Genomic DNA, 13,895 nt, shown 5'->3' on the forward strand with positions numbered 1-13,895 from the left:
CCTCAGGCCACGCTGACGACAGCTTCGCCGCTGATCTTGACTTCGCCATTCTGGTTGGCGCAATTCACTTCGATGCGCAGGCGCGTTTCGCCGTCCTGCTCGAAGCGTTCGACGACCTTGCCTGACAGATGCGGCTGGTCATGCACATGGGTGATGCCTGAAAAGCGCACGGAAAGCGAGCGCACGCGCTCCGGGCCGGCCCAGTCGGTGACGAGGCGCCCGACGTAGCCGCACGACAGCATGCCGTGCGCGAACACGTCGTCGAGCCCGGCGTTGCGCGCGAAGTCGATGTCGATGTGCATGGGGTTATGGTCGCCGGATGCCCCGGCATACAGCGCCAACGTGGTGCGCGAGATCGGTGCGAGTTGCAGGGCAGGGATGGCGTCGCCGGCGTTGAGCGAGTCCAGGTTCGATTGCATGCGAGGTCTCCTTAAAGCGGGCGTTGCACGAGCGATTTGCGCACGTTGGCGACATGCACGCCGTTCTGGTTGGTGATGCGTGACTCCGTGACGAAGAATTCGAGCGCGCCGCCCTTCTTGTCGTAGATGTCGACGAGCTTCGTTTCGAAGGTCAGCGTGTCGCCGGCGAAGGCGGGGGCGTGATACTCGAACGACTGCTCGGCGTGCAGGATGCGGCGCACGTCGAAATTGAGCAGTTCCTTGACCTTGACTGCAATGCCGAGCTTGCTTTCGAGGCAGAAGAAGTAGGCCGGCGCCACGCGCACCGACGGATAGCCGGCATTGCGGGCGGCGGCCACGTCGAAGTGGACGGGGTTGGACTCGCCGATGGCTCGGGCGTAGTCCTGCACAGCACCGGTTTCCACGGTGATGCTGCGCTGGCCAAAGCAATGGCCGATCAGGTTTTTGTCAAACACGTTGTCTCCAATTGATTCAATGATGGCGAGCGCTTCGCGGCGCGTGGGCCTTAGACGGACTTGCCTGCCGCTTCCCAGTAGCGCTTGCGCAGCTCCTGCTTGTAGAGCTTGCCGGTTTGCAGGCGCGGTAGCTTCTCGATGAAGTCCACGGACTTCGGAACCATGTAGCGCGCAACCTTGCCGCGCAGGTAGCGGATCAGTTCCTCGGCCAGTTCCGGCGACGGAACCACGCCGGCGGCCGGCTCGATGACGGCCTTGACCGACTCGCCCATCTCCGCGTCGGGCACGCCGATGACCGCCGCGTCCTCTACCTTCTCGTGCGTGACGAGCGCGTCCTCGATGGCCTGTGGATAGATGTTCACGCCGCCCGAGATGATCATAAAAGTCTTGCGGTCGGTCAGGTACAGGTAGCCCTCGTCGTCCACGTAGCCCATGTCGCCCACGGCGGTCCAGCTGGGATGCCGGGGATGCTGGGCGCCCTTCGTTTTTTTCGGATCGTTGTGGTAGATGAAAGGCTGCCGGTCCCGCTCGAAATAGATCAAGCCGCTCTGGCCCGGCGGCAGTTCGTTGCCGTCGTCGTCGCAGATGTGCAGCTTGCCCACCCTCGCTCGGCCGACCGAGCCAGGATGCGCCAGGTACTCGGCACTGTCGATCATGGTCATGCCGTTGCCTTCGGTCGCTCCGAAGTATTCGTGGACGATGTGCCCCCACCAGTCGATCATGGCGAGCTTGACGTCCTTCGGGCACGGCGCCGCCGAATGCGTGGCAAAGCGCAGGCTCGACAGGTCGTACGCGTTGCGCGTTGCGTCGGGCAGCTTGAGCAGGCGCACGAACATCGTGGCCACCCACTGGCTGTGCGTGACGTGGTAGCGTTCGATCAGCGCGAGCGCCTGTTCGGCGTCGAACTTCTCCATGTACACCACGGTGCCGCCGACTGCCCCGATCTGCAGCGCCCAGCCGAGCGGTGCGGAGTGATACAGCGGCGCGGTGGACAGGTACACCATGCCGTCGAAGAATCCATATTCGGTGAACTGCTTGCGGCGGAAGGGGTCGACGAACTCGCGCACGTCATACGACGGCTGGTCGCGCAGGATGCCCTTGGGGCGGCCGGTGGTGCCGGAACTGTAGAGCATCAGTGCGCCCAGCACTTCGTTGGCCAGCGGTTCGGCGGAGCAGGGCGCCACGGCATCCTCGTAGCTGGCCCAGCCGTCGATGGTGCCGTCGACCATCAGGCATCCCAGGCAATCGGGCATGCGGCTGCTAAGCCCCTCGGCCAGTTCGCGCATGCCGTACGAGCTGATGACGAGCTTCGACTCGCTGTCCGCGATGATGTATGCGGCCTCGTCTGGAGTCACGAAACGATTGACGGGCGTCAGTTTCAGACCCGAGCGCAATGCCGCCCAACCGATCTCGAAGCAACGCATGTTATTTTCCAGCACCATCGCGATGTGGTCGCCGGGGCGCAGGCCGATACCCCACAGGTAGTGGGCGAGCCGATTGGAGCGCTGGTCGAGTTCCGCGTAGCTCAGGCTGGCGCCGGTGCCGCCATTGATGACGGCGAGACGCTCGGGGTGCAGGCGGGCACGGTCGCCCAGATAAGACCAGTTCTGGTCGGTCATGGAAAGTGTCTCCATTGTGCGCCGGCGGCCCCTATCCGTGCTCACGGACATGGGGCCGCAACGCGCGATCTTCTCTTCGTGTGCTAGTTGAGCTGGTTCGACAGCACCAGCGATGATGCCGCCGTGAACATGCCGCCCACACCCTGCACGAAGCTCGTGCGGACATTGTCCACCTGGCGGAACGCTTCGCCGCGCAACTGGCGCACCGCTTCAAGGATGGCGAACATGCCGTACATGCCAGTGTGCGTGTAGAGGATGCCGCCGCCGTTTGTGTTCATCGGCAGCTTGCCGCCCGGACGCGTATGTCCTTCCTGGACGAAGCGGCCGGCCTCGCCGTGCTCGACGAAGCCGCAGTCGGCGAGGCCGTACAGCGGCAGGTGCGCGAACGCGTCGTAGACCATCAGGTGGTCAATGTCCTTCGGCGTCAGCCCGGCTTCGGCGAACGCATGCCGGCTCGAGTCGCGGAATGCGCGTGAGTGGCTGAAGTCCTCCATCTGCGAGATCAGCGACGACTCGCCAGCCTCGCCGGTACCGAGGATGTAGACGGGCTTGCCCGCCGTGTTCAGGTCGCGCGCACGCTCGGCCGAGGTGATCACGAGCGCGCCGCCGCCGTCGGTCACCACGCAGCATTCGAGCTTGGTGAACGGCCAGGCGATCATCGGTGCGGACATCACCTCGTCGACCGTCAGGCGCTTGCCGCGCGCGGCAAGCGGATTGCCCTCGGCCCAGTGGCTCTGTGCCACCACCACTTCGGCGAGCTGCTCGAGCGTCGTGCTGGTTTCCTTCGCATAGCGAAGGAACGGCAGTGTGAACGTGTTGGGCGGACCACCCGAGCCGTATGGCAGCTCGAACTGGCCTTGCATGGAGAACGGCGCCACCGAGCGCGGCGGCCAGCCCACGCGCGATCGGCCCGACTGGCCATGCGTGACGAGCACGACCGATGCGTGGCCCGCGCGGATCGCCGCCACGGCATGGCGCACGCTCATCATGAACGAACAGCCGCCGACGTTCGTGCCGTCGAACCAGCGCGCCTCGATGCCGAGGTAGTGGGCCACGTCGATTGGGTTGTCGACGGCGCTCGTCACGCCATCTACGTCGGCCAGCGTCAGGCCGGCCTCGGCCACGGCGCGGTGCGCGGCGATGGCTCGCAACTCCATCTCGGAAAGTTGCGGCAGCACGCCCAGTTCGGTTTCGGCTGCGCCGACGATCGCGATGGTCTGGGTCGAGCGGCTCATTGAACGTTCTCCTTGCCGCCGCCGGCCGGGCGGAACATTGGCAGCATCATTTCGCCGCGGGCCTCGAACACCACCTCCAGCGGCATGTCGAGTTCCAGGTGCCGCGGATCGACGGGCACGCCGACCAGGTTCGACATCATGCGCGGCCCTTCCTCGAGCTGGACCACGGCGATTACGTAGGGCGTCTCGCCTTGCCAGCCGGGCATCGCCATGTGGCTGATGACATACGAGTACAGCGTGGCGCGGCCGCTCACGCTCACCCACGACAGCGCTTCTGCACCGCACGACGGGCAATGCGTGCGCGGATAAAAGACATGCTTCGCACAGCTGGCGCAGTGTTGCAGGCGCAATTCGCCCGCCTGTGTGCCCGCCCAGAACGGCAGGGTGCCGGGAATGGGCACGGGCGCCGGCTTGGCCGGCGCGGACTTCGGGGCCGTCATCGTTCAGGCCTCCTGCTTTGCGGACGGGCGCTTGCCAGACGTATTGGCGTTTGCGGCGGCTCGGGCGACGAGGCCCGGAACCACGGCGCCGAGTTCCGACGGCTCCCAGCGGCTGCCCTTGTCGATCGACGGGCCCGCCGACCAGCCCTCCGCTACGGTGATGGAGCCGCCACGCACGCCGAACACACGGCCGGTCACTTCCGACGATTCCGCGCTGCCGAGCCAGACGATCAGCGGCGCCACGTTGGCCGCATCGAACGCGTCGAACTTGCCCACTTCGGCAACCATGCCGGCCTTCTTGAACACTTCCTCCGTCAGGCGGCTCGTCGCGGTCGGATAGATCGCGTTCACCGTCACGCCGAAGCGGCCCATTTCCTGGGCAGCCACGATCGACATGTTGGCGATGCCGGCCTTGGCCGCGCCATAGTTCGTCTGGCCTACGATGCCGTAGAGGCCCGACGACGAACTCGTGTTGATCACGCGTGCCGCACGCTGGCGGCCAGCCTTGGCCTCGTCGCGCCAGTAGGCGGCGGCATGGCGCATCGGGCAGAACGTGCCGCGCAGATGCACGCGGATCACCGAGTCCCATTCTTCGATGCTCATGTTGACGAGGGTCTTGTCGCGCAGGATGCCGGCATTGTTGACCAGCACGTCGAGGCCGCCGAACGTGTCGATGGCTGACTGGATGAGGCGCTGTGCGCCGTCCCAGTCAGAGATGTCGTCGGTATTGGCGAGCGCCTCGCCACCGAGCGCGCGGATTTCCTCCACCACCGCCTGGGCGGGACCGACATCGTTGCCGCTGCCGTCTCCCGCTACGCCGAGGTCGTTGACGACGACCTTTGCGCCCTGGCGCGCGAATTCCAGCGCGTACTCGCGGCCGATGCCGCGGCCGGCGCCCGTGATGATGACGATGCGATCCTTGCAAAGCTGGGTCATGCTGATGCTCCTCTGTTGTTCCTCTGAATGCCGTGACAGGCTGATCGGGTGCACGCAGGCGGCGCCCGAAGCGGGTCGGGGCTTGCCAAACGGCGCGATTCCAGTATTGACCGCCGCACTTGGCGGTCGCAATAATCGCGTTTCAATAATCGAAACATCGGAGACTGACCGCTTCCGTGCCGGACGGCCGAAACAGCCATGAAATCGGAGAATGAAACAGACGGAGATGCCTTCAGCCGCATGACGCCGGGCAGCCAGACGCTCGCGCGCGGCCTCGGCCTGTTGCGCGTGTTTCTCGGGGGCGCCCCGATGCTGAGCAACGCGCAAATTGCCGAGCGTACGGGGGTGCCCAAGGCCACGGTGAGCCGGCTGACGCATTCGCTGGTGAATGAGGGATATCTCGAGTACGACCCCGCCTCACGGGGCTACCGCCTCGCGCCGGTTTGCCTGAGCCTCGGGCGCTCGTTCGAGGTTGGGCGCACCGAACTGGCGACTGTCCTGCCGCTGTTGCGTGAAGTGGCGGTGTCGCAGCGTGTGAACGTGTCGCTGTCGGCGGCAGACGGCCTGTCGATGGTTTACCTGGCAACGATCCGCGAGGGCCGCGGGCCCCTGCGGCGGACAGCTGCGCCAGGCACACGCTTTGCCATGGAAACCAGTTCGATCGGCCATGCCTGGCTTGCCGCATTGCAGGCGCCACGGCGCAAGACGGTGCTGGCGGCGCTCGCCGACGAATGCGGTGCGGAGTGGCCCAGGTACTCGGCGGCGATCGACGAATCGATCGCCCTTTACGCATCACGCGGCTATTGCCGTTCGGGCGCGATGCTGGGCGCGGAGGGGATTGCCACGGCGGTGGCGGGGCCGTATGGCGTCATCTACACGCCGGGCATCAGCTTTTCGGCCGCGGACAACGATTACACGACGCTCATCGCGCACTTCGTGCCGGTGCTGCTCGGCCTGGCCGACGCCATGCGCGCGGCGTGGGCCGATTTCGCGGCAGCGTAGGTTCTCTCCGCTGCTGCCATGATCGCCCGCACGCACCGACGGCGGTACGGATCAGCGCGGCCTGTCGCCGATGATCGTCGCCCGGTTCATATGCCGCACAGCCGGGAAGTAGTCCGACACGGCATAGTGCTGCGTCGCGCGGTTGTCCCAGAATGCGATCGTGTTCGGACGCCACTTCAGGCGCACCTGGTATTCGGGCTGGCTGGCCTGGCGATACAGGTAGGCCAGCAAGTCGAGTTCGCCGAAGCGGGCATCGGAGCCCACGCGATACGGTTCGAGCTGGAGGAAGTTCGCGAGGTGCGTGGTCCAGCCTTCGTTGACGAACAGAATCTTCTCGCCGGTTTCCGGATGGGTGCGCACGACCGGGTGGGTTTGTGGCGGAAAGTCGTTGTGGAAGGTCTTGCGACGCTCGGGCGTCAACGTGAAACCAGGCAGGCCATCGTGCACGGCCTGGAGGTTCGCGATGCGGGCCTTCACGGCCTCGGGCAGGTTCTCGTAAGCCGCGACCATGTTGACCCACAACGTGTCGCCGCCGACCTTCGGGCATTCAATGCAACGCAGGATCGACCCCATCGACGGAATTTCGCGCCACGAGACGTCGGAGTGCCAGACGTTCTCCCGGCCGCGTGTGGTGCCGTCTCGGCCGAAGACGACCAGTTCCGGGTGCTCGGGATGGTGCGGAATCGTCGGGTGAATTTCCAGTTCGCCGAAGCGGCGCGCGAGCGCAACGTGCTGCTCGGCCGTGATGTTCTGGTCGCGGAAGAACAGAACCTTGTACTTGAGCAGTGCGCGGCGGATGGCCTGCACCGTCGTCTCATCGACCTGGCTCAGGTCGATGCCGCCGATTTCGGCGCCGATCACCGGCGTGACCGGCTCGACCGAGAACGGCCACGATTGCGCATCGGGGGCGGACAGCGGAACTGGCGTGAGCGTTACGGTGGGCTGCATGTTTTTGTCTCCTGTCGGTGTTCATTGCGGTTGCATGAACATGGTCGCTGTGGGCCGCCCCGGGGACAAGGCGCGAATTTCGCTCGTTGAAATTCTCGCGGTCCGCACACGCTGGGCCGGATAGTGGGGTGGCTTACCCCCCTTTGACGGGGTGGGGAGTATCAGGGCGACAGGGTGCATGCTGTAACGGCAGCGGCATGCCATTGTCATGCCGTGATTCGATTTGTCCGGCCCGCCTTTTCCAGCGTGATGCCGGTCCAGGAAGACAGAGACAAGGCTCAGAACATGTACAAGCTCAGCGAGTTCTATATCGATGGCGCCTGGCAGGCGCCCGCCCCAGGTGCGGCAACGACCGAGATCGTCAATCCGGCCACCGAGGCTGTGATCGGCACGCTCGCGCTCGGCACCGTAGTAGACGTTAATCGCGCCGTTAGTGCGGCGCGCGCGGCGTTCCCGTCGTGGTCGTCGACCAGCCGCGAGGAGCGCCTCGCTTTGCTGGCGCGCATTGTCAGATGCTACGAGGCACGCATCGACGACATCGCGACCGCGATCCACGAGGAAATTGGCGCGCCGATGTGGCTTTGCAAGACGCGTCAGGCTCCGCTCGGGCTGATGATGCTCGAGTCGGCCATCGCGGCGCTCAAGGAGATGGAGTTCGAGCGCAAGATCGGCCGCGCGGAGGTGGTGAGCGAGCCCATCGGCGTCGCGGCGCTCATCACGCCATGGAACTGGCCGGCCGGCGCGATCATGGGCAAGGTCGCTTACGCGCTGGCGGCCGGCTGCACGGTGGTGCTCAAGCCGTCGGAGCTGGCGCCGCTGGACGCACGCATCATTGCGGAGGTCATGCATGACGCCGGCGTCCCCGCCGGCGCTTTCAACATGATCTATGGTCTCGGCCCGGATGTCGGCGCTGCGCTCTCGGCACACCATGACGTCGACGTTATTTCGCTGACCGGTTCAACCCGCGCGGGCACTGCCGTCGCGGCGGCGGCGGCCAATAGCGTGAAGCGCGTGCTGCTGGAGTTGGGCGGCAAGTCGCCCAACGTGATTCTGGACGACGCCGACCTCAAGGCAGCGGTGACCGATGGCGTAATCAGTTGCATGATCAACTCGGGCCAGACCTGCGTGGCGCCCACACGGATGCTGGTGCCGCGCCACCTTCACGACGAGGCGGCGGCTATCGCGGCGGCGGTGGCGGACTCGCTCAAGGTGGGCGACCCGATGCAGGACGACAGCAAGGTCGGCTCGGTCGCCAACCGCGCACAGTTCGAGAAGGTGCAGCGCATGATCGGCATCGGCATCGAGGAAGGTGCGCAGGTGGTGGCCGGGGGCATTGGCCGCCCGGTTGGCATCGATAAAGGTTATTTCGTACGCCCGACTATTTTCGCGAACGTCAGTAACGAAGCAGTCATCGCGCGCGAGGAGGTTTTCGGCCCGGTGCTGACCATGATTCCCTACGACGGAGAGGCGCAGGCCATCGACATCGCCAACGATACAGAGTATGGCCTCGCGGCCTACGTCTGGTCGAAGGACGCGGCGCGCGCGCGCCGCGTGGCCGGCAAGTTGCGTGCCGGAACGGTGCGCATCAACGGCGCGTCTGCCGATTACGCAGCGCCGTTCGGTGGCTACAAACGCTCTGGCAACGGACGCGAACTCGGCACCTACGGTCTCGCCGAGTATCTTGAGCACAAGTCGGTGACGGCCTGACGGGAAAGCAGAAAGAGCCATGCGTAGCGGCGACGATGTGCCGTCGACACGGCGGCTCTCCCGCGAGTCGGGCCGCTTCGTGCGCAGCACGCCCGGCAGCCGCTCGCTGGCGCGGGGCCTTCAATTGCTGCGTACGTTCCGCATTGGCACCTCCGCGCTGACCAACGCCGAACTGGCCGACCGTACCGGGCTGGCACGTCCGACGGTCAGCCGGCTGACGCGCACGCTTGTCGATAACGGCTTCCTCCAGTACGACACAGGCCAGCAGGCCTACCGCCTGAGCGCCGTGGCGCTGAGCCTCGGGCTGGCGTTTCGCTTGCAGGTGCCGCTGCTGGACGTGGCAGCCGGATTGCTGGCGCAAGCGGCGCGTGAGGAGCGGGTGAACGTTGGCCTCTCCGTCGCGGACGTGGACGAAATGGTCATCGTGGAGTTCGTGCGTGGCAGCGCGGGCAGTGCCAGGCGCGTGGTGGTGCCGGGCGCGAGGGTGCCGCTCACGGGCAGCTCGGCCGGTTGGGCCTGGCTGGGCGGCCTGCCTGAGCGTGAGCGCGAGGAGCAGTTGGCATGGCTCGCGGGGCGTCACGGCACGGCGTGGGACGCCTTACACGCGGAGATGGGGACGGCATTTCATGCTGTTGCGACGCAAGGATTCTGTATCGTGCAAAGGCCGGACGGACCGGTTGGCCTCTCCGCGCCGGTACGGAGCCGCCAAGTGCCGGGTTGTGTAGTCAGCTTCGCCATTCCTCTGGCAACCCAATCCGCGGAGGAACTGGCCGCCCGCCACGGGCCCGCGCTATTACGGCTCGCCGCGCGGCTAGAACGGGCGGACGAGGCGCTGGAACCGCTCTGAAGGCCCGATCGGAAAATCCGCTGTGATCGTCCGCGCATCCCTTCGCGGACGAAGAATCAACCGCTACTTCGGCATCCTGAAGATATCACCCTCCGCTTGCGCGTGAGGGCGATGAGCATTTCCAGACGTAATGCTTAATGCAGGGTATTCAGCGTTTCCTGCGGCAACCACCCGGCCAGAACGCGGGAAAGCTCTTCGGTGACGGGCGCTTGCGGTGCAGTGGGCGTGCCAGCCGGCGTCCGGTTGAAGCGCGGCGCCGGTGCGGGCTGCACGACGCCGCCGATTTCCACGAAGGTGCCGCGGGCCTTCAGGTGCGCGTGCTCCGGCGCCTCGGCGAAAGTCAGTACCGGCGCGAAGCAGACGTCGGTGCCTTCCAGCAGCGCACACCATGCGTCGCGCGGCTTGCTGCGAAAGATCTTTGCGAGCACTTCGCGTGATTGATCCCATGTCGCCTTGTCGTTCTGCGCGCCAAGCGCCGACGGGTCGAGGTCGAGCTTTTCCAGCAACTGCGCGTAGAACCGGGCTTCGATGGGGCCGATGGAGATCCAGCGGTCGTCCGCGCACTGATAGCAGTTGTAGTAGTGCGCTCCCGAGTCCAGCACGTTGTTGCCCCGCTCGAGGTCCCATTGTCCGGCCGCGACCATGCCGTAAAAGGCAGTGGCCATGTGAGCGGTGCTGTCGGAGATGGCAGCATCGACCACCTGTCCCTTGCCCGATGCGCGCGTCTCGTAGATGGCGGCCAGGATGCCGAGCGCCATGTATACGCCGCCGCTCATGTCGCCCAGAAGCGCGAGCGGAATCGCGGGCGCCTGTCCCTTGGCGCCGATAGCGTGCAGTGCGCCGGTGAGCGAGATGTAGTTGATGTCGTGGCCGGCCACTGGCGCGAGCGGACCGGTTTGGCCCCAGCCCGTGATGCGGCCGTAGACCAGCTTCGGATTGCGTGCCTGGCAGGCCTCGGGCCCGAGGCCGAGGCGCTCGGTGACGCCGGGCCGGAAGCCTTCGAGCAGCACGTCGGCGCCCTCGACGAGCTTAAGCACCAACTCGATCGACTCGGGGTCTTTCAGGTCGAGTGCGATGCTCTTGCGGTTGCGCGCCAGCAGATTGTATTTGAGCGGCTTCTTGACGCCGAGGTCGGCGGGTTCCAGGCGGTCAATGCGCAAGACTTCCGCGCCGAGGTCGGCCAGCAGCATGGCCGCCATCGGACCGGGGCCGATGCCGGCCAGTTCGATGACCTTGAGGCCTGCGAGCGGGCCCGTGTGATTTTCTTGCATGATGAGGTTTCAGGTAATGGTTTGGTGTTGGTTACTCACGTGGCGGTGCGGGTGACGCCCGCCGCGAGCATGGTCTCGATCTGCGCGTCGCTGTAGCCCGCCTCGCGCAGCACTTCTGCGCTGTGCTCGCCAAGCTGCGGTGCATGGCGCGAGAGGCACGGTTGCGTGGCTGACCAGTTCGACGGTACCGAGATCGAGCGCATCGTGCCTTCGGTGGGATGCTCCACCGTTTGCAGGAAGTCGACCGCGCGCAGATGCGGATCGTCCATCAGCGATTCGATCGTGTGCATCGGCATGACCGGGATGTCGGCGGCTTCCAGCGCGGCCTGCCACTCGGCCGTGGTTCGGGTGGCGAAGATTTCGGCCAGCATTTTGTAGAGATCGCGGATGTTCTCCGTGCGCGCCGTGATGGAATTGAAACGCGGGTCGGTCTGCATGACTTCAGGACGACCAATCATCTCGAAGAAGTTCTGCCATTGCTTGTCGTTGTAGACGAGCACGCACAAGTAGCCATCGAGTGTCTTGTACGGACGGCGGTACTCGTTGAGAAGCCGCGCGTACCCGGTGGGGCCGGCGGGCGGCTCGAACGTGTGGCCGCTCATGTGATCGCCCAGCATGAACTGCGCCATCGTCTCGAACATCGGCACCTCGATCGACTGGCCTTCTCCCGTGCGTTCCCGGTGAAACAGCGCGGCCGTGATGGCGCCCGCTGCGGCAATGCCGACGACGCGGTCCGCCATGGCGCTGGGCACGTAGCGGGGCGCATCCGCGCCCGCGAGTATGCCCAGCGTGGGCAGCGCGATTGCGCCCTGGATCAGGTCGTCATAGGCCGGGCGCGGTGCGTAGGGACCGCGCTGTCCATATCCGTAGACGCCGGTATAGATGATGTTCGGGTTGGCCGCGCGCACGGCCTCATAGTCGAGGCCGAGGCGCGCCATTGCCTGCGGGCGCACGTTGTACACGAGCACGTCCGCGTCGACAACCAGCTTGAGCAGCGCCTCGCGGCCGTCCGGCTGCTTCAGGTCGAGCACGAGGCTGCGCTTGTTGCGATTGATGTGCAGGAAGCCGGCGGCCATGCCGCGATGGCGTGCGGGGCCGATGCCGCGTGTGTTGTCGCCTGCGGGAGCTTCAATCTTGATGACGTCCGCGCCGTAATCGCCGAGGATCTGTGTCGCGAACGGTCCCATCAGCACGGTTGTGAGGTCGATGATGCGCACGCCGCGCAGCGGCCCGGCGCTCATGCTGGGCTCCTGCTGGTTGCGCTGTGCACGCATGCACGGGGCGAGGAAAGGAGGGTCAGTCGCATGGCTTTCTCATGACGTCGGATTGGAATGGGGCGCTCTGGGCCGGGATCTTGGTCCGAGCGGGGCAGTGACTCCTGCATTTCAGTATCTGATGCAGCGAGGGTGTAGCCTCCCCCCCGCCGTGGGGAGCCATAGGTGAGGACCGGTTGGGACAACATCGGACTATGCGCTCCGATGCAGTGCCAACCGGATCAGGATGCGGTACAGGCCGGAGATCGTTGCTTTCACGGCGTGCGAAGGCGTGTGGACGCAAGTCGTCTGCGTCGGAGTCAATTCACCCGGCGCCCGGCAATCGCACGTCAGGCACAAACCCCATGTAGATAGATACGGTGGCGTTCAGATGAGTGGACCATTGCAAGGCATCCGGGTGATCGAAATGGCAGGCATCGGGCCCGCGCCGTTTTGCGCAATGATGCTCGCGGATATGGGAGCGGAAGTTCTTCGAGTGGACCGGCCGCTATCGAAGCGCGTCGATCTCGACGGCAAGCCGGCCAGCGAGGACGCGTTACGGCAAGACGTCCTGGCGCGCGGCAAGCGCACTGTGGCGGTCGATCTGAAAACCGTCGCGGGCGTCGAGGCCGTGCTCGCGCTCGTCGACCAGGCCGACGTTCTGATCGAAGGATTTCGTCCCGGCGTGATGGAGCGGCTCGGGATCGGTCCCGATGTGTGCCTTAAACGCAATCCCAAGCTCGTCTACGGCCGCATGACCGGTTGGGGGCAGAGCGGCCCGCTTGCGCACGCAGCCGGGCACGACCTCAATTACATCGCGCTTACCGGCATGCTCGGCGCAATGGGTCGCGCCGGCGAGCCGCCTGCACCGCCGCTGAACCTCGTCGGCGACTACGGTGGCGGCGCAATGATGCTCGCGTTCGGTCTGGCCTGCGCGTTCGTCGAAGCAGCCCGCAGCGGCGAGGGGCAAGTCGTCGATGCCGCAATGACCGACGGCGCTGCGCTCCTTGGCGCGATGCTCTATGGGATGAAGGCTCAGGGGACATGGAGCGAGGAGCGCGCATCGAATCTGCTGGACGGCGCGGCACCGTTCTACGACTGCTACGAATGTGCGGATGGCAAGTACATCGCGATTGGCTCGATCGAGCCGCAGTTCTATTCGCAACTGCTCGAATGTCTCGATATCGATGCAGCCGAATGCTCGCACCAGCACGACCAGCGTGCGTGGCCCGAGATGAAGCGTCGGTTTGCGAGTATTTTTCTCACTCGCACGCGCGCGCAGTGGACCTCACGCATGGAAGGCACGGATGTCTGCTTCGCGCCGGTGCTCGATATGGACGAGGCCCCTCGACATCCGCACAACGTTGCGCGGGAAACATTCGTCGAAGCGGGCGGCATTCTGCAGCCAGCACCTGCGCCGCGCTTCAGCCGAACTACGCCTTCCGGTCGTCCTGAGCCACACCTCGGCGAGTACGACGTGCGCGATGCGCTTCACGCCTGGCGCTCGACCTCGAGGAGTGCCGGGAACGTGTAGTCATCCTATATTTATTGTTGTCTGCATCAAAGAAGTGGTGTTTCAGACGGCTGCGGCTCAACGCTGGAATACCCGAGCGCGCAGTATGCATGACCTCGATCGCACCGGAATTGCGGCGCCGAGTATCGACAATTCCTGCCTGAGGGGCTCGAGCGCTCTCTCCTCGGCCTGCCAGGTCGAGGTGTCAGGAGGTGCGTACCCCGCTCCGCCATTCGGGAAGATTCAGCCG

13 protein-coding genes are annotated in these 13,895 nt (G+C 65.4%); 4 read left to right on the top strand and 9 right to left on the bottom strand.

Going from position 1 to position 13,895, the window contains the following annotated elements:
- Nucleotides 1-2 precede the first annotated feature (2 nt).
- From U5A58_RS25820 to U5A58_RS25845, 6 genes are all read right to left on the bottom strand, one after another.
- Nucleotides 3-419: a MaoC family dehydratase gene (locus tag U5A58_RS25820; protein ID WP_321916129.1), complete on the bottom strand. Its 417-nt coding sequence runs from the start codon at nucleotides 417-419 to the stop codon at nucleotides 3-5.
- A gap of 11 nt (nucleotides 420-430) precedes the next feature.
- Nucleotides 431-874: a MaoC family dehydratase N-terminal domain-containing protein gene (locus tag U5A58_RS25825; RefSeq protein WP_321916130.1), complete on the bottom strand. Its 444-nt coding sequence runs from the start codon at nucleotides 872-874 to the stop codon at nucleotides 431-433.
- A 50-nt stretch (nucleotides 875-924) separates the two neighbouring features.
- Nucleotides 925-2,493 carry an acyl-CoA synthetase gene (locus U5A58_RS25830; RefSeq protein ID WP_321963586.1) on the bottom strand — a complete coding sequence of 523 codons (1,569 nt, stop codon included), beginning with the start codon at nucleotides 2,491-2,493 and terminating at the stop codon, nucleotides 925-927.
- Nucleotides 2,494-2,576: 83 nt separating this feature from the next.
- Nucleotides 2,577-3,728, bottom strand: coding sequence for a thiolase C-terminal domain-containing protein (locus U5A58_RS25835; protein ID WP_321916132.1), 1,152 nt, complete (start codon nucleotides 3,726-3,728; stop codon nucleotides 2,577-2,579).
- Nucleotides 3,725-4,168, bottom strand: a complete 444-nt coding sequence (locus tag U5A58_RS25840; RefSeq protein ID WP_321916133.1) for a Zn-ribbon domain-containing OB-fold protein — start codon at nucleotides 4,166-4,168, stop codon at nucleotides 3,725-3,727. Before U5A58_RS25840 ends, U5A58_RS25835 begins: the two co-directional genes overlap by 4 nt.
- Before the next feature lie 3 nt (nucleotides 4,169-4,171).
- Nucleotides 4,172-5,104 (bottom strand): SDR family oxidoreductase, encoded by a 933-nt coding sequence (locus tag U5A58_RS25845; RefSeq protein ID WP_321916134.1) that lies wholly within the window; start codon nucleotides 5,102-5,104, stop codon nucleotides 4,172-4,174.
- A 198-nt stretch (nucleotides 5,105-5,302) separates the two neighbouring features.
- Between U5A58_RS25845 and U5A58_RS25850 the strand changes: the two genes are divergently transcribed.
- Entirely contained in the window at nucleotides 5,303-6,106 is an 804-nt protein-coding gene (locus U5A58_RS25850) for an IclR family transcriptional regulator (RefSeq protein WP_321916135.1), read from the top strand.
- Nucleotides 6,107-6,157: 51 nt separating this feature from the next.
- On the opposite strand, the gene U5A58_RS25855 is transcribed toward U5A58_RS25850, so the two are convergent.
- The gene (locus tag U5A58_RS25855) at nucleotides 6,158-7,054 is read right to left on the bottom strand and encodes a TauD/TfdA dioxygenase family protein (protein WP_321916136.1); all 897 of its coding nucleotides are present in this window, start codon (nucleotides 7,052-7,054) and stop codon (nucleotides 6,158-6,160) included.
- Between the two features lie 285 nt (nucleotides 7,055-7,339).
- Here U5A58_RS25855 and U5A58_RS25860 point away from each other — a divergent pair, with 285 nt between their 5' ends.
- Nucleotides 7,340-8,761, top strand: a complete 1,422-nt coding sequence (locus U5A58_RS25860; protein WP_321963587.1) for an aldehyde dehydrogenase family protein — start codon at nucleotides 7,340-7,342, stop codon at nucleotides 8,759-8,761.
- 19 nt (nucleotides 8,762-8,780) lie between these two features.
- Nucleotides 8,781-9,608, top strand: coding sequence for an IclR family transcriptional regulator (locus tag U5A58_RS25865; RefSeq protein ID WP_321916138.1), 828 nt, complete (start codon nucleotides 8,781-8,783; stop codon nucleotides 9,606-9,608).
- 134 nt (nucleotides 9,609-9,742) lie between these two features.
- On the opposite strand, the gene U5A58_RS25870 is transcribed toward U5A58_RS25865, so the two are convergent.
- Entirely contained in the window at nucleotides 9,743-10,879 is a 1,137-nt protein-coding gene (locus tag U5A58_RS25870; RefSeq protein WP_321916139.1) for a CaiB/BaiF CoA-transferase family protein, read from the bottom strand.
- 35 nt (nucleotides 10,880-10,914) lie between these two features.
- Complete coding sequence (locus U5A58_RS25875; RefSeq protein WP_321916140.1) at nucleotides 10,915-12,120, bottom strand: CoA transferase; 1,206 nt, start codon at nucleotides 12,118-12,120, stop codon at nucleotides 10,915-10,917.
- A gap of 403 nt (nucleotides 12,121-12,523) precedes the next feature.
- On the opposite strand from U5A58_RS25875, the gene U5A58_RS25880 reads away from it, so the two are divergent.
- Nucleotides 12,524-13,666, top strand: a complete 1,143-nt coding sequence (locus tag U5A58_RS25880) for a CaiB/BaiF CoA-transferase family protein (protein WP_321963588.1) — start codon at nucleotides 12,524-12,526, stop codon at nucleotides 13,664-13,666.
- Nucleotides 13,667-13,895: the final 229 nt, after the last annotated feature.

This window comes from Paraburkholderia sp. J7 (assembly GCF_905220155.1).
Taxonomy (GTDB): domain Bacteria; phylum Pseudomonadota; class Gammaproteobacteria; order Burkholderiales; family Burkholderiaceae; genus Paraburkholderia.